Raw genomic sequence first — 22,293 nt, forward strand, 5'->3', positions numbered from 1 at the left:
ACTAAACCCGCAAGGGGAAAGGGAGTTACGTGCTCGACGTCAACTTCTTCGATGAACTCCGTATCGGCCTGGCCACCGCGGAGGACATCAGGCAATGGTCTTACGGCGAGGTCAAGAAGCCGGAGACGATCAACTACCGCACGCTGAAGCCGGAGAAGGACGGCCTGTTCTGCGAGAAGATCTTCGGACCGACTCGCGACTGGGAGTGCTACTGCGGCAAGTACAAGCGTGTCCGGTTCAAGGGCATCATCTGCGAGCGCTGTGGCGTCGAGGTGACCCGCGCCAAGGTGCGCCGCGAGCGGATGGGCCACATCGAGCTGGCCGCGCCCGTCACGCACATCTGGTACTTCAAGGGTGTGCCCTCGCGCTTGGGCTACCTGCTCGACCTGGCGCCGAAGGATCTCGAAAAGATCATCTACTTCGCCGCGTACGTCATCACCGCGGTCGACGACGAGATGCGCCACAACGAGCTCTCGACGCTCGAGGCCGAAATGGTGGTGGAGCGCAAGGGTATTGAGGACCAGCGCGACGCCGACCTGGAGGCCCGCGCCCAGAAGCTCGAGGCCGACCTGGCCGAACTGGAGGCCGAGGGCGCCAAAGCCGATGCGCGCCGCAAGGTTCGCGACGGCGGCGAGCGCGAGATGCGCCAGCTGCGCGACCGCGCCCAGCGCGAGCTGGACCGGCTGGAGGAGATCTGGACGACGTTCACCAAGCTGGCTCCCAAGCAGCTGATCGTCGACGAGAACCTCTACCGCGAGCTCATCGACCGCTACGGCGAGTACTTCACCGGGGCGATGGGCGCGGAGTCGATCCAGAAGCTGATCGAGAACTTCGACATCGACGCCGAGGCCGAGATCCTGCGTGACGTCATTCGGAACGGCAAGGGGCAGAAGAAGCTTCGTGCGCTCAAGCGGCTCAAGGTGGTCGCCGCGTTCCAGCAGTCGGGCAACTCCCCGATGGGCATGGTGCTCGACGCGGTGCCGGTGATCCCGCCGGAGCTGCGCCCGATGGTGCAGCTCGACGGTGGCCGGTTCGCCACGTCCGACCTGAACGACCTGTATCGCCGCGTGATCAACCGCAACAACCGCCTCAAGAGGCTGATCGATCTCGGCGCCCCCGAGATCATCGTCAACAACGAGAAGCGGATGCTGCAGGAGTCGGTGGACGCGTTGTTCGACAACGGCCGTCGCGGCCGTCCGGTCACCGGGCCGGGTAACCGCCCGCTTAAGTCGCTGTCGGATCTGCTCAAGGGTAAGCAGGGCCGGTTCCGTCAGAACCTGCTCGGCAAGCGCGTCGACTACTCGGGCCGTTCGGTCATCGTGGTCGGCCCGCAGCTCAAGCTGCACCAGTGCGGCCTGCCCAAGCTGATGGCGCTGGAGCTGTTCAAGCCTTTCGTGATGAAGCGGCTCGTCGACCTCAACCACGCGCAGAACATCAAGAGCGCCAAGCGGATGGTGGAGCGGCAGCGTCCCCAGGTGTGGGATGTCCTCGAAGAGGTCATCGCCGAGCACCCGGTGCTGCTGAACCGCGCACCCACCCTGCACCGCCTGGGTATCCAGGCCTTCGAGCCAATGCTGGTGGAAGGCAAGGCAATCCAGCTGCACCCGCTGGTGTGTGAGGCGTTCAACGCCGACTTCGACGGCGACCAGATGGCCGTGCACCTGCCGCTGTCGGCGGAGGCCCAGGCCGAGGCCCGCATCCTGATGCTGTCTTCGAACAACATCCTGTCGCCCGCGTCGGGCCGCCCGCTGGCCATGCCGCGTCTGGACATGGTGACCGGGCTGTACTACCTGACCACCGAGGTCGACGGTGACAAGGGCGAATTCAAGCCGGCCGCCAAGGATGAGCCCGAGGTCGGGGTGTACTCCTCGCCGGCCGAGGCGATCATGGCGTGCGACCGTGGCGTGTTGTCGGTGCGGGCCAAGATCAAGGTCCGGCTGACTCAGTTGCGTCCGTCCGCCGAGGTGGAGGCCGAGCTGTTCGGCGCCAACGGCTGGCAGCCCGGCGACGCCTGGATGGCCGAGACGACTTTGGGCCGTGTGCTTTTCAACGAGCTGTTGCCGGTGGGCTATCCGTTCGTGAACAAGCAGATGCACAAGAAGGTGCAGGCGTCGATCATCAACGACCTCGCCGAGCGCTACCCGATGATCGTGGTCGCGCAGACGGTGGACAAGCTCAAGGACGCCGGTTTCTACTGGGCGACCCGCAGCGGCGTCACGGTCTCGATGGCCGACGTGCTGGTTCCGCCGCGCAAGAAGGAGATCCTCGACCAGTACGAGGAGCGGGCCGAGAAGGTCGAAAAGCAGTTCCAGCGTGGTGCTTTGAACCACGACGAGCGCAACGAGGCGCTGGTGGAGATCTGGAAGGAAGCCACCGACGAGGTCGGCCAGGCGCTGCGGGAGCACTACCCGGCCGACAACCCGATCATCACGATCGTGGACTCCGGTGCCACGGGTAACTTCACCCAGACGCGCACGCTGGCGGGCATGAAGGGTCTGGTGACCAACCCGAAGGGTGAGTTCATCCCGCGTCCGGTCAAGTCGTCGTTCCGTGAGGGCCTGACCGTGCTGGAGTACTTCATCAACACGCACGGCGCTCGGAAGGGCTTGGCGGACACCGCGTTGCGTACCGCCGACTCGGGTTACCTGACCCGTCGTCTGGTGGACGTCAGCCAGGACGTCATCGTGCGCGAGCACGACTGCGAGACCGAGCGGGGCATCATCGTCGAGCTGGCCGAGCGTCAGCCGGACGGCACGCTGATCCGCGACCCGTACATCGAAACCTCGGCGTACGCGCGGACTCTGGGCGCCGACGCGGTCGACGAGGCCGGCAAGGTCGTGGTTCCGCGTGGCGAGGACCTCGGTGACCCGGAGATCGAGGCGCTGCTGGCGGCGGGCATCACGTCGGTCAAGGTGCGCTCGGTGCTGACGTGCACCACCGGTACCGGCGTGTGTGCGACCTGTTACGGGCGGTCCATGGCCACCGGGAAGCTGGTCGACATCGGCGAGGCCGTCGGTATCGTCGCGGCGCAGTCCATCGGTGAGCCCGGCACCCAGCTGACCATGCGTACCTTCCACCAGGGTGGTGTCGGTGAGGACATCACCGGCGGTCTGCCCCGGGTGCAGGAGCTGTTCGAGGCGCGCATCCCACGCGGCAAGGCGCCGATCGCCGATGTCACCGGGCGGGTGCGTCTCGAGGACGGTGAGCGGTTCTACAAGATCACCATCGTTCCCGACGACGGCAGCGAAGAGGTCGTGTACGACAAGCTCTCCAAGCGGCAGCGGCTGCGGGTGTTCAAGCACGAGGACGGATCCGAGCGGGTGCTGTCCGACGGCGACCACGTCGAGGTGGGCCAGCAGCTGATGGAAGGCTCGGCCGACCCGCACGAGGTGCTGCGCGTGCAGGGCCCCCGCGAGGTGCAGATTCACTTGGTCCGCGAGGTCCAGGAGGTCTACCGCGCTCAGGGTGTGTCGATCCACGACAAGCACATCGAGGTGATCGTCCGCCAGATGCTGCGCCGCGTCACCATCATCGACTCGGGCTCGACGGAGTTCCTGCCCGGCTCGCTGATCGACCGTGCCGAGTTCGAGGCGGAGAACCGCCGGGTGGTGGCCGAGAGCGGCGAGCCCGCCGCCGGCCGTCCGGTCCTGATGGGTATCACGAAGGCGTCGCTGGCCACCGACTCGTGGCTGAGCGCGGCGTCGTTCCAGGAGACCACGCGAGTGCTGACCGACGCGGCGATCAACTGCCGCAGCGACAAGCTCAACGGTCTGAAGGAGAACGTGATCATCGGAAAGCTGATCCCGGCGGGTACCGGTATCAACCGGTACCGCAACATCCAGGTGCAGCCGACCGAGGAGGCCCGGGCCGCCGCGTACACCATCCCGTCCTACGAGGATCAGTACTACAGCCCGGACTTCGGCCAGGCCACCGGTGCCGCGGTCCCGCTGGACGATTACGGGTACAGCGACTACCGCTAGTCAGCGCGAAAAGCCCCGGGCTTGGGCCCGGGGCTTTTCGCGTCTTGCGCCGGCCGAGCGTCACGCCAGCGCGGCCCTGGCCGTCCAACGTTGCGCTGGCGTGACGCTCGCATCGTCACAACACCTCACTACACTGGCCACGTGCTCATCGGTTCCCACGTCCGCAACGACGATCCCCTGGCCGCCGCGCAGGCCGACGGTGCCGAGGTGGTGCAGTTTTTCCTCGGCAACCCGCAGAGCTGGAAGAAGCCGAAGCCGCGCGACGACGCCGAGACGCTGAAGGCTTCCACCATCCCGCTCTACGTCCACGCGCCGTACCTGATCAATGTGGCGTCGGCGAATAACCGCATCCGCATCCCGTCGCGCAAGATCCTGCAGGACACCTGCGACGCGGCGGCGGAGATCAACGCGACCGCGGTGATCGTGCACGGCGGCCACGCCGACGACAACGACATGCAGGCCGGCTTCGGGCGGTGGGTCAAGGCGCTGGACCATCTCGAAACCGACGTGCCGGTGTACCTGGAGAACACCGCCGGCGGCGACCATGCGATGGCCCGCCACTTCGACACCATCGGCAGGCTGTGGGATCACATCGGCGACAAGGGGATTGGCTTCTGCCTCGACACGTGCCATGCCTGGGCCGCGGGCGAAGAACTGATCGGCGCGGTCGACCGGATCAAGGCCCTCACCGGTCGCATCGACCTGGTGCACTGCAACGACTCACGCGACGCGGCGGGCTCGGGCGCCGACCGGCACGCCAACTTCGGCACCGGCCAGATCGACCCGGACTTGCTCGCCGCCGTGGTCAACGCCGCCGGCGCGCCGGTGATCTGCGAGACCGCCGACGATGGCCGCAAGGACGACATCGCGTTCCTGCGAGAGCACCTCAACGGCTGACCGGCCGTGGGGCGTCGACTCGCCGCGATCGTCGGCTCGGTCCTGGTGATTGCGGGGTGCTCGGCATGGCAGGACCTGACGCTGCTAACGGGCTTCGTGAACGGCACGAGCCTGCACCACATCGATGCCGGCGGGCGTGATCGCAGTTACCGCCTGTACAGCCTGCTGGGGCGCCCGCCCCGGCCCCGTTGGTGGTCGTGCTGCACGGCTATTCGGGCAGCGGTAGGCAGGTCGAAAGGGATTACGGCTGGGACGGTTTGGCCGATTCGGGCAAGTTCGTCGTCGCCTACCCGGATGGTTTCGGCCAGGCCTGGAATGTCGACGGGGAAACGTGTTGCGGGCGACCGGCCCGCGAGGGCGTCGACGATGTGGGCTTCATCCGTGCGGTTGTCGCCGACGTGGGACGCAACGTCGGCATCGATCCCGCCCGTGTCTACGCCACCGGCATGAGCAATGGCGCCATCATGGCCTACACGCTGGCGTGCGCCACCGATCTCTTCGCCGCGATCGGCCCGGTGGCGGGCACGCAGCTGACCGCCTGTCAGGCCCCGCGTGCCACCTCGGTGCTGCACATCCACGGCACCGCGGACCGGCTCGTACCCTATGGCGGCGGTCAGGGCTTCAGCGTCATCAACGGTCCGCCGGTGGCGCGGGTGAATGCCTTCTGGCGCGACGTCGACCGCTGCGGCGCCCCGACCGACACAACCGACGGCCCGCTCGCGACGTCGACGGCCGCATGCGCCGACGATCGCGGCGTCGTGCTCATCACGATCGACCAGGGCGGCCACAATTGGCCGTCGTTCGCGGCGCAGACGTTGTGGTCGTTCTTCGCCGCCCATCCGCGGTAGTATTACACCTCTTGTACAACTGTCGGAAAAATGTAATATGAGTGGCATGCCAGACACCCATGTCGTCACCAACCAGGTTCCGCCGCTGGACAGCTACAACCCCGCTACCTCGCCGATGCTGGCCGAGGCCCTGATCCGCGAGGGCGGGCAGTGGGGCCTGGACCAGGTGACCGAGCTCGGAGCGATCAACGGCAGCCGCGAAGCCCAGCGCTGGGGTGAGCTCGCCGACCGCAACAGGCCCGTCCTGCACACCCATGACCAGTACGGCCATCGCGTCGACGAGGTGGAATACGACCCGGCCTACCACGAGCTGATGCGCACCGCGATCCGCCACGGCCTGCACGCCGCGCCGTGGGCCGACGAGCGGCCGGGTGCGCACGTGGTGCGCGCGGCGCTGACCTCTGTGTGGACCGTCGAGCCGGGTCACGTCTGTCCGATCTCGATGACGTACGCCGTCGTGCCCGCGCTGCGCTTCAACCCCGAGCTTGCGGCCGTCTACGAGCCACTGCTGACCAGCCGCGAGTACGACCCCGAGCTTCGGCCGGCCACCACCAAGCCCGGCATCACCGCAGGCATGTCAATGACCGAGAAGCAGGGCGGCTCCGACGTGCGCGCCGGCACCACCCAGGCCACCCCCAACACCGACGGCACCTACAGCCTGACCGGCCACAAGTGGTTCACCTCGGCGCCCATGTGCGACATCTTCCTGGTCCTGGCGCAGGCACCAAAAGGCCTGTCCTGCTTCATGTTGCCGCGCATTCTCCCCGACGGCAGCCGAAACCGGATGTTCCTGCAACGGCTCAAGGACAAGCTCGGCAACCACGCCAACGCCTCCAGTGAAGTCGAATACGACGGCGCCACAGCGTGGTTGGTCGGCGAGGAGGGTCGCGGCGTACCGACCATCATCGAGATGGTCAACCTCACCCGGCTGGACTGCACCCTGGGCAGTGCCACTAGCATGCGCACCGGTCTGACCCGCGCGATCCACCACGCCCAGCACCGAAAGGCGTTCGGCGCCTATCTGATCGACCAGCCGCTGATGCGCAACGTGCTGGCCGACCTGGCCGTGGAGGCCGAGGCCGCCACCACGGTCGCCATGCGGATGGCCGGCGCCACCGACCGGGCGGTCCGCGGCGATGCGACCGAGGCGCTGTTCCGCCGCATCGGCCTGGCCGCCAGCAAGTACTGGGTCTGCAAGCGCTCCACCCCGCACGCCGCCGAAGCCCTGGAGTGCCTGGGCGGCAACGGGTATGTCGAGGAATCCGGAATGCCCCGGCTGTACCGTGAGGCGCCGCTGATGGGCATCTGGGAGGGCTCGGGCAATGTCAGCGCGCTGGACACGTTGCGGGCCATGGCGACTCGGCCTGAATGCGTCGAGGTGCTGTTCGGCGAACTCGCGCACAGCGCGGGCCAGGACGCCCGACTGGACCACCACGTCGAAGCGTTAAGGCAACAGCTGGCCGACCTGGAGACCATTCAGTACCGCGCCCGCAAGGTCGCCGAGGACATCTGCCTGGCGCTGCAGGGGTCGCTGCTGGTGCGGCACGGCCATCCCGCCGTCGCCGAGGCGTTCCTGACCACCCGGCTGGGCGGGCAGTGGGGCGGGGCGTTCGGCACGATGCCGACCGGGCTGGACCTGGCGCCGATCCTCGAGCGTGCTTTGGTCAAGGGATGACCCGCGCCGGCGACCTGAACCGGTGCCACGTGAGCGGCCCCAATGAGGAGCGGCGCCAATGACCCACGCGATCAGGCCGGTCGACTTCGGCAACCTGAAAACGATGACATACGAGGTCACCGACCGGGTAGCGCGCATCACCTTCAACCGTCCGGAGAAGGGCAACGCGATCATTGCCGATACCCCGCTGGAGTTGTCGGCTCTGGTGGAGCGCGCGGACCTGGATCCCAACGTGCACGTCATCCTGGTGTCCGGCCGCGGCGAGGGCTTCTGCGCGGGCTTCGACCTGAGCGCCTACGCGGATCGCACCGGCTCGGCCGGCGGCACGGGCGCGTACCAGGGCACGGTGCTGGACGGCAAAACCCAGGCGGTCAACCACCTGCCGGATCAGCCGTGGGATCCGATGATCGACTATCAGATGATGAGTCGCTTCGTGCGCGGGTTCTCCAGCCTGATGCACGCCGACAAGCCGACTGTCGTCAAGATTCACGGCTACTGCGTGGCCGGCGGCACCGACATCGCGCTGCACGCCGATCAGGTGATCGCGGCCGCCGACGCCAAGATCGGCTACCCGCCGACCCGGGTCTGGGGGGTTCCGGCGGCGGGCTTGTGGGCGCACCGGCTCGGTGATCAGCGCGCCAAACGCCTGCTGCTCACCGGCGATTGCATCACCGGCGCGCAGGCCGCCGAGTGGGGCCTGGCGGTAGAGGCGCCGGATGCCGAAGACCTCGACGAGCGCACCGAGCGACTGGTGGCCCGCATCGCCGCGCTGCCGGTCAATCAGTTGATCATGATCAAGTTGGCGCTCAATGCGCCTCTGCTGCAACAGGGTGTGGCGACCAGCCGGATGGTCAGCACGGTGTTCGACGGTGTCGCCCGGCACACGCCGGAAGGGCACGCGTTCGTCGCCGACGCGGTTGAGCACGGCTTCCGCGACGCGGTGCGCCACCGTGACGAGCCCTTCGGCGACCAAGGTCGCCAAGCCTCACAGGTGTAAACCATGCCCAACATGACAGCGCGCTCGGTGGTGCTCAGCGTGCTGCTCGGTGCGCACCCCGCCCATGCCCGGGCCAGCGAATTAGTCAGGCTCACTTCCGATTTCGGCATCAAGGAGTCAACGCTGCGGGTCGCGCTGACCCGCATGGTCGGTGCCGGCGACCTGATCCGCTCCGCCGACGGCTACCGCCTCTCCGATCGCCTGTTGGCTCGGCAACGGCGCCAGGACGACGCCATCGACCCGCGGGTGCGCCCGTGGCACGGCGAGTGGGTCACGCTGATCGTGACCAGCGTGGGAAACGACGCGCGCACCCGCGCGGCGCTGCGAAACACCCTGCACGACAAGCGGTTTGCTGAACTGCGTGAAGGGGCGTGGCTGCGCCCCGACAACATCGACGCGCAGCTTGCCTCCGACATCACCGCCCAGGCCCGGGTGCTGCGGGCGCGCGACGACGACCCGGCAGGGCTGGCCGCACAGCTGTGGGACCTGCCCGCCTGGGCCCGGGCCGGGCATCGGCTGCTCGACGAGATGACCGCTGCGCCGGACGTTCCCGGCCGTTTTGTGGTGGCCGCGTCGATGGTTCGCCACCTGCTCACCGACCCGGTACTGCCCGACGAGTTGCTGCCGGCCGACTGGCCCGGCGCCCGGTTGCGGGCGGCCTACCACGACTTCGCCGCGGAGCTGCTCCGGCGGCGCGAACCACTATTTGCGGAGGCGACATGACTGAACCGGTGCGTATCGAGCGCAATGGCGCGGTGACGACGGTGATCATCAACCGGCCGGCCGCGCGCAACGCGGTCAACGGGCCGACGGCCGCCGCGCTGTACGCGGCGTTCGGGGAGTTCGACCGCGACGACACCGCGTCGGTGGCCGTGCTGTGGGGCGACAACGGAACATTCTGCGCCGGAGCAGATTTGAAGGCCTTCGGCACGCCCGACGCCAACGCCGTGCACCGCACGGGCCCGGGCCCGATGGGCCCGACGCGAATGGCGCTGTCGAAGCCCGTCATCGCCGCCGTCAGCGGTTACGCCGTCGCCGGCGGGCTGGAACTGGCCATCTGGTGCGACCTGCGGGTCGCCGAGGAGGACGCCGTGTTCGGCGTGTTCTGCCGGCGTTGGGGCGTCCCTCTGATCGACGGCGGAACCGTCCGGCTGCCCCGGCTGATCGGGCACGGCCGCGCGATGGACATGATCCTCACCGGCCGCGAGGTGGCCGCCGACGAGGCGCTGGCCATCGGATTGGCGAATCGGGTTGTCCCCAAGGGCCGGTCGCGCCAAGCCGCCGAGGAAATGGCGGCGCAACTGGCTGCGCTGCCGCAGCAGTGCCTGCGCTCGGACCGGCTCTCGGCGTTACACCAGTGGGGTACATCCGAATCCGACGCGATCGATTTCGAATTCGCGAGCATCTCCCGGGTGGCCGCGGAGGCGAACGAAGGAGCCCGCCGCTTCGCGGCCGGTGCCGGCCGCCATGGCGCGGGCGCTCAGTAATCCGGCAGGCTGAAGGAACGTGCGACAGATAACGCCTGTCGGGCCACCAGTTTGCTGATCGCTGGAATGCGCAGCAGCCGAAGCGTGGCATTGCGTAACGGGGCGAGCCGACCCGAGGTGACACGTTCGGTTTTCAGGGCGTTGATCGCGAGCTTCTGACACCGCGCGACGTACGGCTCGAGCAGTCGTTGGTAGCGGGCGAACGCCGCAGCGTGATCTTCGCCTGCCGCACGCATTTCGTGAGCCAGCACGTAGGAGCCGACAATCGCGAGAGTGGTGCCCATGCCCGAGCGTGGCGATGCGCACCAGGCCGCGTCGCCGGTCAGGCATACCCGGCCACGCGCGTACGAGCTCAAGTGAACTTGGGCGATCGAATCGAAGTAGACCTCCGGGGCCTCGGCGAGGCCGTGGAGCAGATTTGGGACTTGCCAACCCATCCCGGCATACCGCTCGGCGAACAACCGCTTGTTGCCCTCGGCGTTGCGATAGTCGAACCTGAGGTGAGGGTCGGCGAGGAAGAAGCTCGCTCGTGCCGGCTTGTCAGGATCAATGCCCTGCAGCGCCGCTGTTCGGCCGGCATCGATGTGGGCCATGCCGCAATGGTCGAGTCGCAAACTGTTTTCGATGTCGAAGAAGCCGAAGCACTGACCCAACTGTGTGACGTATTCCCCCTCTGGGCCGAATACCAATCTGCGGGTGCCGGAGTGCAACCCGTCCGCGCCTATGACGAGGTCGTACGTCCCTGTCGACGCGTCGCTGAAAGTCACACCGACTCCTTGAGCGTTGTCGTCGATGGCCGTAACCCGAACGCCGAAGCGATAGTTGACGTCGTTGCGCACAGCTTCGTAGAGAATGCGGGCAAAATCGCCCCAGTGCATCTCGACCTCGCCGCTGACGACTTCGGCGGGCAAACGGCCGACCTCCTTGCCGCGGTCGTCCACGAGCACCAGCGGCCCCATTCGGGTGGCACCCGCTCGCACCTGGTCGAGCAGACCCATTTTCTCGAGCACGGTGAGCGCCGGGCCTCGAAAGTCGACGGCCTGCCCGCCGGTGCGCAGTTGGCGAGCCTGTTCAACGATCGTCACGGTGTGACCATGCCTGGTGAGCCAGTAGGCCAGGCACGGACCGGCAATACCGCCGCCGTTGATGAGGACGTCGAAAGGCATTGCCGTGCTGAACTATCCGCCCTTGTTGACCGTGTTGCTCGAGCCGATCTGGTCGACCTTGGGGTCACCGTCCTTGTAGGTGATGGTGTTGTTCATCCCCAGCACGGTGATGCGGCTGTTCACCTTGTCGAAGGTGATCTTGTTGTTGGTTCCGCTGACGGTGACCTTCTCGCACGCGCCCGTGACGGTCAGGGTGTTGTCCGAGCCGCCGACGTTCAGCGACTTGCCCTCGGCGCAGTCCAGGGTGGCGGTGGTGCTCATCGATCCGTAGTTGAGCGTATTGCCGATCTCGATGGACGCGGTGGTGCTCGCCCCGCTCGATCCGGTCGTCGGCGCGGCACCGGCACTGGTCGTCGCGCTGCTCTTCGTGGTGGTCGTCGAGGAGCCCGCCGGCGGGTTGGCCGTCGAGCTGCAACCGACCAGCACCAGGGCGACGGCGGCGGGCGTCACGGCGAGCACGGTCAGGCGCAGCGAGCGGTCACGTACGTAGGCGGGCATGGTTCCTCGATTCCCCTCGATCGGATGATGTTGTGCTGCCGTCGTTTTAGCCCGGCACCTGCTGGAGCCGGTTGGTCATGCCCAGTTCACGGCCGCGGTCCCACAGGGCCGGCTGACCGCCCTTGTAGAACACCGTCTGGTTGTAGCCGTACACCGTGATGTCGTGCGAGACCGAGTCGGCGATGACGGTGTTCGACGAACCCATCACTGTCACGGCGTAACAATTGCCCAGCGCGGTCACGTTGTTGCCGCTGCCGTTGACGAACAGCGTGGCGTCGTTGCAGTCGATCGTCTGCTCGATGCCCTCACCGACGACGTGGGTGTCACCGTTCTTGGCCTGCGCCACGCGCGGCGGGGCGGCGGCGGTGGCAACGACGGCGACGACGCAGGTGGCCAGCGACCCGGCGGCAATCGTCCACTTCACTGCGGGCCCCCTTTGGTACGGGTTGGCTGCTCGAAACGAGGCAAGCATGACACTACGTCCATCCGACCGCCCGATGGCAGACTTTGTTTTGCTTTGCCGGGCGCTCAATATGCCCTCCGGGGAGATTAAGGGGATGACCGGGCGTCAACTAGAGTCATTAGTTAACCGCAACCCGTGCATTGGAATCGAAGGGCGGCCCCATGGCACCTCCACCGGACCAGCCGTCGGTGGCCGGGCGCCGGCGCGCGGGACGGCCCGCATCCCGTCCGGCCAAGCTGAGCCGCCACGGGATCATCGACGGCGCCCTGACGTTTCTGGATCGCGAGGGCTGGGACGCCCTGACCATCAACGCGCTGGCGATGCAGTTGGGCACCAAGGGGCCGTCGCTGTACAACCACGTCGACAGCCTGGAAGACCTGCGGCGCGCGGTGCGGATTCGCGTGATCGACGACATCATCACGATGCTCAACCGGGTCGGCGAGGGCCGCGCCCGCGACGACGCGGTGCTGGTGATGGCCGGCGCCTACCGCAGCTATGCCCACCACCACCCCGGCCGCTACTCGGCCTTCACCCGGATGCCGCTGGGTGGTGACGATCCTGAGTACACCGCCGCGACCCGGGGGGCGGCTGCGCCGGTGATCGCAGTGCTGTCCTCCTACGGGCTGGACGGCGAGGAGGCCTTTCACGCGTCGCTGGAGTTCTGGTCCGCCCTGCACGGCTTCGTTTTGCTGGAGATGACCGGGGTGATGGACGAGATCGACACGGACGCGTTGTTCTCCGACATGGTGCTGCGACTGGCGGCGGGACTGGAAAGACGCACCGCCGTCGACGGCACCCGCTAGGCGGCGACGGCGCTGGTACCGCCGCTTTGACCTGCAATACCGGCGGCGGGTAATGTGGTCCCTCGTGCCTGGCGGCTTACGGCGCCTAACCGTAAGGGAACGGATGCCGGGCAAATTCGCGTGTCCACGGAGCATCGGACCAGGTCCGGTGCGCAGCGCATGCGACACACCCGGACGCGGGGTGATGCGGCCGGGCATAACTGCAGTACACAAACTTGAAGACACCCGAATTGTGCCGAACACGAAGACAGAAAGCCGGTAGATGCCAACCATTCAGCAGCTGGTCCGCAAGGGTCGCCGCGACAAGGTCGCCAAGGTCAAGACCGCGGCCCTGAAGGGCAGCCCACAGCGCCGTGGCGTATGCACCCGCGTGTACACCACCACCCCGAAGAAGCCGAACTCGGCGCTTCGCAAGGTTGCCCGCGTGAAGCTGACGAGCCAGGTTGAGGTCACCGCCTACATCCCCGGCGAGGGCCACAACCTGCAGGAGCACTCGATGGTGCTGGTGCGTGGCGGTCGTGTGAAGGACCTGCCCGGTGTCCGGTACAAGATCATCCGCGGTTCGCTCGACACCCAGGGTGTCAAGAACCGCAAGCAGGCTCGCAGCCGTTACGGCGCCAAGAAGGAGAAGAGCTGATGCCGCGCAAGGGGCCCGCGCCGAAGCGTCCGTTGGTCAATGACCCTGTCTACGGGTCGCAGCTGGTGACGCAGCTGGTGAACAAAGTTCTGCTGGATGGGAAGAAATCGCTGGCCGAACGCATTGTGTATGGAGCGCTGGAGAACGCCCGGGAGAAGACGGGTACCGACCCGGTCATCACCCTCAAGCGCGCAATGGACAACGTCAAGCCCTCGCTCGAGGTGCGCAGCCGCCGCGTCGGTGGCGCCACGTACCAGGTTCCCGTCGAGGTGCGTCCGGATCGCTCCGTGACGCTGGCTCTGCGTTGGTTGGTCAGCTTCTCCAAGCAACGCCGCGAGAAGACCATGGTCGAGCGGCTGGCCAACGAGATCCTCGATGCCAGCAATGGCCTCGGAGCCGCCGTGAAGCGACGCGAGGACACTCACAAGATGGCCGAGGCCAACCGCGCCTTCGCGCACTATCGCTGGTAAGGGCCCTCACGGCGCCCAGGGCAGCGTGGCCGGGCGCAACCGACAGCGAAGTAACCAAGCAATCGAAAGAGTGGGAAGACTTCTGTGGCACAGAAGGACGTGCTGACCGACCTGACCAAGGTGCGCAACATCGGCATCATGGCGCACATCGACGCCGGCAAGACGACGACGACCGAGCGCATCCTCTACTACACCGGGATCAGCTACAAGATCGGTGAGGTGCACGACGGCGCCGCCACCATGGACTGGATGGAGCAGGAGCAGGAGCGGGGGATCACCATCACCTCCGCGGCCACCACCTGTTTCTGGAAAGACAACCAGATCAACATCATCGACACCCCCGGGCACGTCGACTTCACCGTCGAGGTGGAGCGCAGCCTGCGCGTGCTCGACGGCGCGGTGGCCGTCTTCGACGGCAAGGAAGGTGTCGAGCCGCAGTCCGAGCAGGTCTGGCGGCAGGCCGACAAGTACGACGTCCCGCGGATCTGTTTCGTCAACAAGATGGACAAGATCGGGGCCGACTTCTACTTCTCCGTGCGGACCATGGAGGAGCGCCTGGGCGCCAACGCGATTCCGATTCAGCTGCCCGTCGGGTCCGAGGGTGACTTCGAGGGCGTCATCGACCTGGTCGAGATGAACGCCAAGGTGTGGCGCGGCGAGACGAAGCTGGGCGAGACCTACGACACCATCGAGATTCCCGCCGAGCTGGCCGAGAGGGCCGACGAGTACCGCACCAAGCTGCTCGAGGCGGTCGCCGAGACCGACGAGGCGCTGCTGGAGAAGTACCTCGGCGGCGAAGAGCTGACGGTCGAGGAGATCAAGGGTGCCATCCGCAAGCTGACGATCAGCTCAGAGGCCTACCCGGTGCTGTGCGGCAGCGCATTCAAGAACAAGGGTGTGCAGCCGATGCTGGATGCCGTCATCGACTACCTGCCTTCGCCGCTGGACGTGCCGCCCGCCGTGGGTCACGTTCCGGGCAAGGAGGACGAAGAGGTCACCCGCAAGCCGTCGACCGACGAGCCGTTCTCCGCGCTCGCGTTCAAGGTCGCGACGCACCCCTTCTTCGGCAAGCTGACCTATGTCCGGGTGTACTCGGGCAAGGTCGACTCCGGCAGCCAGGTCATCAACGCCACCAAGGGCAAGAAGGAGCGGCTGGGCAAGCTGTTCCAGATGCACTCCAACAAGGAGAACCCGGTGGAGACCGCGTCGGCCGGTCACATCTACGCGGTGATCGGGCTCAAGGACACCACCACCGGTGACACCCTGAGCGACCCGAACCAGCAGATCGTGCTGGAGTCGATGACCTTCCCCGACCCGGTCATCGAGGTGGCCATCGAGCCCAAGACCAAGAGCGACCAGGAGAAGCTGAGCCTCTCGATCCAGAAGCTCGCCGAAGAGGACCCGACCTTCAAGGTTCACCAGGACGCGGAGACGGGCCAGACCGTGATCGGCGGGATGGGCGAGCTGCACCTGGACATCCTGGTGGACCGGATGCGCCGCGAGTTCAAAGTCGAGGCCAACGTCGGTAAGCCGCAGGTTGCCTACAAGGAGACCATCAAGCGGACGGTGGAAAAGGTCGAGTTCACCCACAAGAAGCAGACCGGCGGTTCCGGCCAGTTCGCCAAGGTGCTCATCAGCCTCGAGCCGTTCCACGGCGAAGACGGCGCCACCTACGAGTTCGAGAACAAGGTCACCGGTGGGCGCATCCCGCGCGAGTACATCCCGTCGGTGGACGCCGGCGCGCAGGACGCCATGCAGTACGGCGTGCTGGCCGGCTACCCACTGGTGAATCTGAAGGTCACTTTGCTCGACGGGGCGTTCCACGAGGTCGACTCGTCGGAAATGGCATTCAAGATCGCCGGTTCTCAGGTGCTGAAAAAGGCTGCGCAGCAAGCACAGCCGGTGATCCTGGAACCGATCATGGCCGTCGAGGTCACCACGCCCGAGGACTACATGGGCGATGTGATCGGCGATTTGAACTCCCGCCGTGGCCAGATCCAGGCCATGGAGGAGCGGAGCGGTGCGCGCGTGGTCAGGGCGCATGTGCCGCTGTCGGAGATGTTCGGCTACGTCGGCGACCTGCGGTCCAAGACCCAAGGCCGGGCGAACTACTCCATGGTCTTCGATTCGTACGCCGAAGTGCCGGCAAACGTGTCGAAGGAGATCATCGCCAAGGCGACGGGCCAGTGACCGACGGCGACGGCGAGTAAGCGAGGCTTACGAGCAGGGAGTCGAGGGCCTGCGCGGCCAGCGGAGTAATCTTGCCGGGTCATTGGAAGCCTTGGGCGCGGCACAACTGAAAACACCAACACTGCTTTAACGAGCACCAACTAGTCCAGGAGGACACAGAAGTGGCGAAGGCGAAGTTCGAGCGGACGAAGCCGCACGTCAACATCGGGACCATTGGTCACGTTGACCACGGCAAGACCACGTTGACCGCGGCTATCACCAAGGTTCTGCACGACAAGTACCCCAACCTGAACGAGTCCCGCGCGTTCGACCAGATCGACAACGCGCCCGAGGAGCGTCAGCGCGGTATCACCATCAACATCTCCCACGTGGAGTACCAGACCGAGAAGCGTCACTACGCCCACGTCGACGCCCCGGGCCACGCCGACTACATCAAGAACATGATCACCGGTGCGGCCCAGATGGACGGTGCGATCCTGGTGGTCGCCGCCACCGACGGCCCGATGCCGCAGACCCGTGAGCACGTGCTGCTGGCCCGCCAGGTCGGCGTGCCCTACATCCTGGTCGCGCTGAACAAGGCCGACATGGTCGACGACGAGGAACTGCTCGAACTCGTCGAGATGGAGGTCCGCGAACTGCTGGCCGCCCAGGAGTTCGACGAGGACGCCCCCGTGGTGCGGGTCTCGGCGCTCAAGGCGCTCGAGGGCGACGCCAAGTGGGTCGAGTCCGTCGAGCAGCTCATGGAAGCCGTCGACGAGTCGATCCCGGACCCGGTCCGCGAGACGGAGAAGCCGTTCCTGATGCCCGTCGAGGACGTCTTCACCATCACCGGCCGTGGCACGGTGGTCACCGGCCGCGTCGAGCGCGGCATCATCAACGTCAACGAAGAGGTCGAGATCGTTGGCATCAAGCCGACCAGCACCAAGACCACCGTCACCGGCGTGGAGATGTTCCGCAAGCTGCTCGACCAGGGCCAGGCTGGCGACAACGTCGGGCTGTTGCTACGTGGCATCAAGCGTGAGGACGTCGAGCGCGGTCAGGTCGTGACCAAGCCCGGCACCACCACCCCGCACACCGAGTTCGAGGGCCAGGTCTACATCCTGTCCAAGGACGAGGGCGGCCGGCACACGCCGTTCTTCAATAACTACCGTCCGCAGTTTTACTTCCGCACCACCGACGTGACCGGTGTGGTGACGCTGCCGGAGGGCACCGAAATGGTGATGCCCGGTGACAACACCAACATCTCGGTGAAGCTGATCCAGCCCGTCGCCATGGACGACGGTCTGCGGTTCGCGATCCGCGAGGGTGGCCGCACCGTCGGCGCCGGCCGGGTCGTCAAGATCATCAAGTAGTTCCCGAGCACCGCAGAGCCCGGATTGCCCACCAGGCAGTCCGGGCTTTGTGTTGTGGGTCGGCGATGTCGCAGACCAAAGTGGCGGAGATCCTGCGCCGACGGCGCCGCCTGGCTACGATGTGCGCATAATTCTCCTGACCGTCGCATTGCGGGAGGTGGCGATGTCGTTCGTTCAAGCGACGCCCGAGTTGGTCGAGGCCGCCGCGGGGGACTTGGCCACGATCGGGTCGACGATCAGCTCGGCCAACACCGTGGCATTGGGTCCGACATCGAATGTGCTGGCTCCCGGCGCCGACGAGGTGTCGGTGGGTATCGCCGCGCTCTTCGATGCGCACTCCCGCGTCTATCAGGCGCTCAGCGCCCAGGCAGCCGAGTTTCACAGTCAATTCGTCCAGTTGATGAACGGCGGTGCGGCACAGTACGCGTTCGCCGAGGCCGCGAACGTCTCACCCCTGCGGGCCGTGGCGGCCCCCGCCTCCGTGGCCGCGCAGGTGCCTGCCGTGAGCGTCGGCGCCGTGGGGACGTCCGCTCCGGCCGCGCCCGCGGGATCGCTGGCGGCGGCGATGGCACCTGCCGCGGCAGCGGCGGCGCCCGCTCCGGCCGGCACTCCGGCTGTGGCGGCTCCGGCGGGATCGGCGACGCTGGCCTCGGCGACCACCCCTGCCGGCGCGGCCCGGGTGGTGACGCCGTCCTACGCGCCGGCCGGATCGGCGCCCAGTTCTCCGGCCGGCGTCGTCCCGGCGTCGTCGGCGACGACACCGGCCGGTGCCCCCGCCGCGGCGATGCAAACCGAGGTGCCGCCGCAGGGCTCCGGTGCCTCGGCGATGCCGGTGTCGGCGCGCACGGTGCCGCACGCCCCGGCCACCGCGCAGCCCACGCACTCGGCGGGCACGCCGGTCAAGCGGATGCCGACCGTGTCACCCGAACCGCTGTAGCCGACCGGACGCGGTTTGCGTGGGTCGGCGTCGCCGGGTGAATTAGAACACGTTTCAGTTGCGCTGCTAGCCTGGCTTGGTCTATCGGCGTTCGAAGGGGTTGTACGTGGCTGGACTGGCCGGATCACTGCAGGGGCGGGTCGCATTCATCACCGGGGCCGCCCGCGGGCAGGGGCGCTCGCACGCGGTGCGGCTGGCCCGCGAGGGCGCCGACATCGTCGCGCTGGACATCTGCGCGGCGGCGTCCGCCAGCGTGACGTATCCGCCGGCCACCCGCGAGGACCTCGATGAGACCGCCCGCCTGGTGGAAAACGAGGGCCGCAAGATCCTGAGCCGCGAGGTCGACGTCCGCGACGACGCCGCCCTGCGGGATCTGGTCGCCGATGCGATCGAGCAGTTCGGCCGGCTCGACATCGTGGTGGCCAACGCCGGAGTGCTGAGCTGGGGCCGCATCTGGGAGCTCTCCGACGAGCAGTGGAACACGGTCATCGATGTCAACCTCACCGGCACGTGGCGCACGCTGCGCGCCGCCGTGCCCGCGATGATCGAGGCCGGAAACGGCGGCTCCATCGTGGTGGTCAGCTCCTCGGCTGGCATCAAGGCCACGCCGGGCAACGGCCACTATTCGGCCAGCAAGCACGGACTCACCGCGCTCACCAACACGCTCGCCATCGAACTCGGCGAATTCGGCATCCGGGTCAACTCCATCCACCCGTACTCGGTGGACACCCCGATGATCGAACCCGAGGCGATGATGGAGATTTTCGCCAGGCATCCCGCCTTCGTCCACAGCTTTCCGCCAATGCCGGTGCAGCCCAACGGATTCATGTCTGCCGACGAAGTGGCCGACGTGGTGGCGTGGCTTGCCGGTGACGGCTCGGGCACGCTCACCGGGACCCAGATCCCCGTAGATAAGGGTGCCCTAAAGTACTGAGCGGCCATCGTGCTAAGAACTCCACGTGAGTAGTGACGAAAGCGCCAACAACGGAATCGTGGTCGTCGGCGGCGGACTGGCCGCCGCCCGCACCGCCGAGCAGCTGCGCAAGTCGGAGTATTCCGGGCCCATCACGATCGTCAGCGACGAGGTGCACCTGCCCTACGATCGCCCGCCGCTGTCCAAAGAGGTGTTGCGCAAAGAGGTCGACGACACGGCGCTCAAACCGCGCGAGTGGTATGACGACAACAACGTCACGCTGCGGCTGGGGTCGGCCGCCCGCAGCCTGGACACCGCGGCGCAGACGGTGACGCTGGACGACGGGACCACGCTGGGTTACGACGAACTGGTCATCGCCACCGGCCTGGTGCCGCGGCGCATTCCGACGATCCCGGATCTCGAGGGCATCCGCGTGCTGCGGTCGTTCGACGAGAGCATGGCGCTGCGCCGGCACGCGACCGCGGCGCAGCGCGCCGTCGTCATCGGGGCCGGCTTCATCGGCTGCGAGGTGGCGGCCAGCCTGCGCAGCCTGGGCGTACACGTGGTGCTGGTGGAGCCGCAGCCGACACCGCTGGCGGCGGTGCTCGGTGAGCAGATCGGTGAGCTGGTGGCGCGGCTGCACCGTGCCGAAGGCGTCGACGTTCGCCTCGGGGTCGGGGTGGCCGAGGTGCGCGGCGACTCGCACGTCGAGGCGGTGGTGCTGAGCGACGGCACCGAACTGCCGGCCGACATCGTGGTCGTCGGCATCGGGTCGCGTCCGGCGACCGAATGGCTCGAAGGCAGCGGAGTCGAGGTGGACAACGGCGTCATATGCGACGAAGCCGGACGCACCAGCGCGCCGAAGGTGTGGGCGCTCGGTGACGTCGCATCGTGGCGCGATGCGACGGGACACCAAGGGCGCGTGGAACATTGGAGCAACGTCGCCGACCAGGCACGCGCCGTCGTGCCGGCGCTGCTCGGCCAAGAAGTGCCGTCGGTGGTGGTAGTGCCGTACTTCTGGAGCGACCAGTATGACGTCAAGATCCAGTGCCTGGGCGAGCCGGAGGCCGGCGATACCGTCCATATCGTCGAGGACGACGGCCGCAAGTTCCTCGCCTACTACGAGCGGGACGGCGTCCTGGTCGGGGTGGTCGGCGGCGGGCTGCCCGGCAAGGTCATGAAGGTTCGGGCCAAGATCGCCGCGGCCGTGCCTATCGCCGAAATGCTGGGCTGACAAAGCCTTTTCGTGTCCGCGGTGCGCGGCGGCCGTGCGGTGCTACCGCCAGTCCACCGGCGGCCCGTGCGGATGACATTCGGCCAGCACCTGCGAATCGCCCCGCGGCCAGATGCGGGCCCGCACCACGAAGGTTACCGGTGCGCCCGGCCCGTCGCGCTCGGGCTCCATCGTCAGGTGGGCGAACGGCGAGCGCACGTCGGCCCGACCGGCCAGCGCGTCCACGTGAGCCTCGACGGTGGCACGTTCGTCGGCGGACAGGTACTGCCAGGTGATCGAATGCCATAAGACGGTCAGCGCACCGTCGGCCAGGGTCAGGCCGGCGACCGCGTCCGCAGCGCTGCGGCGTTCGAGTGTGGCCGGGACCCGGCGGGCGACCTCGATGGCGCCGCGCAACCGCGCCAGCCGGGCGTCCTGGTCGGGCCAGACGTAGCTCAGCAGGGCCATCTCGCCGTCGGCGTCGCCGACGTCGATGGGCGCGATGTCGTAACCGTGACGCGCGACGATCCGCACCTCGCGCCGCACCGGCAGCGCGCCGCGCCACGCGTCGTCGATGGTCACCGGCGAGTCGGCCGGCCCCCACCGGCCACCGGCGAAGCGATAGCCGTAGTGGTCCGCCCGCAGGTTCAGCCCCGCACTCGTTCCGATCTCGAAAAGCCTTACCGGATATTCGAATTCGTGATTGACGTGCAGCAGACCGCCGATCAGTGCGGCCGATCGGCCCACCTCGTTCGTCTGCGGAGGCCGCCGCAGCGCGGCGCGCAGCTCGTCGGCGTGAGCGGCCGCGGTGTCCAGAATTTCCGGCCAGGCGCGTTCGGCATCCCAGCTTCCCCCGCTGCTGGGGTAGAAGCGGCGCAACCGCGACGCCCGGCCGTCGAGCACCAGCCGGTGCAACCCGCCGAGCAACCGCAGCGGTACCGCGTCGCGCGACGGGGCGTCCTCACGCCCGGACAGGATGGTCGCGAAGGCGCCCCCGGCCTCGACGTCGCTCGCCACCAACTCGAACAGCTCGCCGTACATCCGCGAGCCCGACGCGGCGCAGAACCTGCCCTGTGACCGCAGGGTGTGCACCAGGTGTTCTGTCGTCACCTGTCCAGCCCGTCCAGCCCGGCGCCGACCACGTCGAAGGCCTTGCCCAGGGCGACCGGCAGGGGAACGGACTCGTCGCTGAGCCAGTGTTCGTAGGCCGCCAGGGCCACCCCCAGCATCGTCCAGGCGGCAGTCTGGGGCAGCAGATCCGTGGGCTTCGCATCCAGGCGGCGCGCCACGAACCCGGCGATCACCTCACGCCAGCCGGCATACATCGTCATCGAATACGCTTGCAGCTCAGCGGTTTGCAGAATGACCCGCATCCGCTGCCGGTGCCGGGCCGTCTCGGACTCGTCAAAGGTGTTGAACGCCAACAGCGCAAAGCGCAGCGCGTCGCTCAGGCGCACGCCGGCGTCGATGTCGTCGAACAGATCGCGCAGGTGGGCGAGGTGGTTGTCGAAGTCACCCCAGGGGATGGCGTTCTTGGACGCGTAATACCGGAACAGGCTCCGGCGGGAGATGCCGGCGGCCTGGGCCACATCGTCCACGCTCACGTCGGCGAAACCGCGGGCCGTGAACATGTCGATGGCGACGCCGGTGATGTGGTGCGGAGTGGTCGAGCGGCGCCTGCCCACCCGTGGTTGCGGCATCATCGGACCTCGCCCTTCCATTTCGGCACTCGATGCCATATTCTGACGACCAGTGTGACCCAGACCC

General features: G+C 67.3%; 19 protein-coding genes and 1 pseudogene. 15 read left to right on the forward strand and 5 right to left on the reverse strand.

Annotation, left to right across the window (positions count from 1 at the left end):
* Positions 1–29: 29 nt before the first annotated feature.
* The 7 genes and pseudogenes from OQ789_RS03470 (at position 30) to OQ789_RS03500 (ending at position 9,884) form a co-directional block, all read left to right on the forward strand.
* Positions 30–3,980: a DNA-directed RNA polymerase subunit beta' gene (locus tag OQ789_RS03470; RefSeq protein ID WP_324683537.1), complete on the forward strand. Its 3,951-nt coding sequence runs from the start codon at positions 30–32 to the stop codon at positions 3,978–3,980.
* A 141-nt stretch (positions 3,981–4,121) separates the two neighbouring features.
* The gene (locus OQ789_RS03475) at positions 4,122–4,877 is read left to right on the forward strand and encodes a deoxyribonuclease IV (RefSeq protein WP_324683538.1); all 756 of its coding nucleotides are present in this window, start codon (positions 4,122–4,124) and stop codon (positions 4,875–4,877) included.
* A 6-nt stretch (positions 4,878–4,883) separates the two neighbouring features.
* Positions 4,884–5,725: pseudogene (locus tag OQ789_RS03480) on the forward strand (alpha/beta hydrolase family esterase).
* Between the two features lie 46 nt (positions 5,726–5,771).
* Entirely contained in the window at positions 5,772–7,400 is a 1,629-nt protein-coding gene (locus OQ789_RS03485) for an acyl-CoA dehydrogenase family protein (RefSeq protein WP_324683539.1), read from the forward strand.
* A gap of 58 nt (positions 7,401–7,458) precedes the next feature.
* Positions 7,459–8,397 (forward strand): crotonase/enoyl-CoA hydratase family protein, encoded by a 939-nt coding sequence (locus tag OQ789_RS03490; RefSeq protein ID WP_324683541.1) that lies wholly within the window; start codon positions 7,459–7,461, stop codon positions 8,395–8,397.
* 3 nt (positions 8,398–8,400) lie between these two features.
* Entirely contained in the window at positions 8,401–9,120 is a 720-nt protein-coding gene (locus tag OQ789_RS03495) for a PaaX family transcriptional regulator C-terminal domain-containing protein (RefSeq protein ID WP_324683543.1), read from the forward strand.
* Positions 9,117–9,884, forward strand: a complete 768-nt coding sequence (locus tag OQ789_RS03500; RefSeq protein ID WP_324683544.1) for a crotonase/enoyl-CoA hydratase family protein — start codon at positions 9,117–9,119, stop codon at positions 9,882–9,884. Before OQ789_RS03495 ends, OQ789_RS03500 begins: the two co-directional genes overlap by 4 nt.
* On the opposite strand, the gene OQ789_RS03505 is transcribed toward OQ789_RS03500, so the two are convergent.
* Genes OQ789_RS03505 through OQ789_RS03515 form a run of 3 tightly spaced genes read right to left on the reverse strand, consistent with a single transcriptional unit; the run spans position 9,878 to position 11,972 of the window.
* Positions 9,878–11,050, reverse strand: a complete 1,173-nt coding sequence (locus OQ789_RS03505) for an FAD-dependent monooxygenase (protein ID WP_324683546.1) — start codon at positions 11,048–11,050, stop codon at positions 9,878–9,880. The genes OQ789_RS03500 and OQ789_RS03505 overlap by 7 nt on opposite strands.
* A 12-nt stretch (positions 11,051–11,062) precedes the next feature.
* Entirely contained in the window at positions 11,063–11,548 is a 486-nt protein-coding gene (locus OQ789_RS03510; RefSeq protein ID WP_324683547.1) for a DUF3060 domain-containing protein, read from the reverse strand.
* Positions 11,549–11,594: 46 nt separating this feature from the next.
* Positions 11,595–11,972, reverse strand: a complete 378-nt coding sequence (locus tag OQ789_RS03515) for a DUF3060 domain-containing protein (protein WP_324683549.1) — start codon at positions 11,970–11,972, stop codon at positions 11,595–11,597.
* Positions 11,973–12,172: 200 nt separating this feature from the next.
* Here OQ789_RS03515 and OQ789_RS03520 point away from each other — a divergent pair, with 200 nt between their 5' ends.
* From OQ789_RS03520 to OQ789_RS03555, 8 genes are all read left to right on the forward strand, one after another.
* The gene (locus tag OQ789_RS03520; protein WP_324683550.1) at positions 12,173–12,814 is read left to right on the forward strand and encodes a TetR/AcrR family transcriptional regulator; all 642 of its coding nucleotides are present in this window, start codon (positions 12,173–12,175) and stop codon (positions 12,812–12,814) included.
* Between the two features lie 262 nt (positions 12,815–13,076).
* A complete protein-coding gene (rpsL, locus tag OQ789_RS03525) occupies positions 13,077–13,451 on the forward strand; it encodes a 30S ribosomal protein S12 (protein ID WP_007767794.1) in 375 nt (124 codons plus the stop codon).
* Entirely contained in the window at positions 13,451–13,921 is a 471-nt protein-coding gene (gene rpsG / locus OQ789_RS03530; RefSeq protein WP_007767793.1) for a 30S ribosomal protein S7, read from the forward strand. The genes rpsL and rpsG overlap by 1 nt, the downstream gene beginning before the upstream one ends.
* 84 nt (positions 13,922–14,005) lie before the next feature.
* A complete protein-coding gene (gene fusA, locus OQ789_RS03535; RefSeq protein ID WP_324683553.1) occupies positions 14,006–16,111 on the forward strand; it encodes an elongation factor G in 2,106 nt (701 codons plus the stop codon).
* A 161-nt stretch (positions 16,112–16,272) separates the two neighbouring features.
* Positions 16,273–17,463, forward strand: coding sequence for an elongation factor Tu (gene tuf / locus OQ789_RS03540; RefSeq protein WP_044483827.1), 1,191 nt, complete (start codon positions 16,273–16,275; stop codon positions 17,461–17,463).
* 163 nt (positions 17,464–17,626) lie between these two features.
* Positions 17,627–18,400, forward strand: a complete 774-nt coding sequence (locus OQ789_RS03545; RefSeq protein ID WP_324683555.1) for a PE family protein — start codon at positions 17,627–17,629, stop codon at positions 18,398–18,400.
* Positions 18,401–18,506: 106 nt separating this feature from the next.
* Complete coding sequence (locus tag OQ789_RS03550) at positions 18,507–19,334, forward strand: mycofactocin-coupled SDR family oxidoreductase (protein WP_324683556.1); 828 nt, start codon at positions 18,507–18,509, stop codon at positions 19,332–19,334.
* A 25-nt stretch (positions 19,335–19,359) separates the two neighbouring features.
* A complete protein-coding gene (locus tag OQ789_RS03555) occupies positions 19,360–20,547 on the forward strand; it encodes an NAD(P)/FAD-dependent oxidoreductase (RefSeq protein ID WP_324683558.1) in 1,188 nt (395 codons plus the stop codon).
* Positions 20,548–20,589: 42 nt separating this feature from the next.
* Here the strand turns inward: OQ789_RS03555 and OQ789_RS03560 are convergent, their stop codons facing one another.
* On the reverse strand, positions 20,590–21,636 hold the full coding sequence (locus OQ789_RS03560) for a DUF2332 domain-containing protein (RefSeq protein WP_324683560.1): 1,047 nt from the start codon (positions 21,634–21,636) through the stop codon (positions 20,590–20,592).
* Positions 21,633–22,229 carry a mycofactocin system transcriptional regulator gene (gene mftR, locus OQ789_RS03565; RefSeq protein ID WP_324683561.1) on the reverse strand — a complete coding sequence of 199 codons (597 nt, stop codon included), beginning with the start codon at positions 22,227–22,229 and terminating at the stop codon, positions 21,633–21,635. The genes OQ789_RS03560 and mftR overlap by 4 nt, the downstream gene beginning before the upstream one ends.
* Positions 22,230–22,293: the final 64 nt, after the last annotated feature.

Origin of the sequence: Mycobacterium sp. 94-17 (assembly GCF_035617725.1) — a bacterium.
GTDB lineage: Bacteria > Actinomycetota > Actinomycetes > Mycobacteriales > Mycobacteriaceae > Mycobacterium.

Bases quoted from the DNA above. Each gene is read 5' to 3' on its own strand.
- OQ789_RS03510 (WP_324683547.1), bottom strand. From the start codon at position 11,548: ATGCCCGCCTACGTACGTGACCGCTCGCTGCGCCTGACCGTGCTCGCC.
- OQ789_RS03500 (WP_324683544.1), top strand. From the start codon at position 9,117: ATGACTGAACCGGTGCGTATCGAGCGCAATGGCGCGGTGACGACGGTG.
- rpsG (WP_007767793.1), top strand. From the start codon at position 13,451: ATGCCGCGCAAGGGGCCCGCGCCGAAGCGTCCGTTGGTCAATGACCCT.
- OQ789_RS03545 (WP_324683555.1), top strand. From the start codon at position 17,627: ATGTCGTTCGTTCAAGCGACGCCCGAGTTGGTCGAGGCCGCCGCGGGG.
- OQ789_RS03505 (WP_324683546.1), bottom strand. From the start codon at position 11,050: ATGCCTTTCGACGTCCTCATCAACGGCGGCGGTATTGCCGGTCCGTGC.
- rpsL (WP_007767794.1), top strand. From the start codon at position 13,077: ATGCCAACCATTCAGCAGCTGGTCCGCAAGGGTCGCCGCGACAAGGTC.
- OQ789_RS03495 (WP_324683543.1), top strand. From the start codon at position 8,401: ATGCCCAACATGACAGCGCGCTCGGTGGTGCTCAGCGTGCTGCTCGGT.
- mftR (WP_324683561.1), bottom strand. From the start codon at position 22,229: ATGATGCCGCAACCACGGGTGGGCAGGCGCCGCTCGACCACTCCGCAC.
- OQ789_RS03490 (WP_324683541.1), top strand. From the start codon at position 7,459: ATGACCCACGCGATCAGGCCGGTCGACTTCGGCAACCTGAAAACGATG.
- OQ789_RS03520 (WP_324683550.1), top strand. From the start codon at position 12,173: ATGGCACCTCCACCGGACCAGCCGTCGGTGGCCGGGCGCCGGCGCGCG.
- OQ789_RS03485 (WP_324683539.1), top strand. From the start codon at position 5,772: ATGCCAGACACCCATGTCGTCACCAACCAGGTTCCGCCGCTGGACAGC.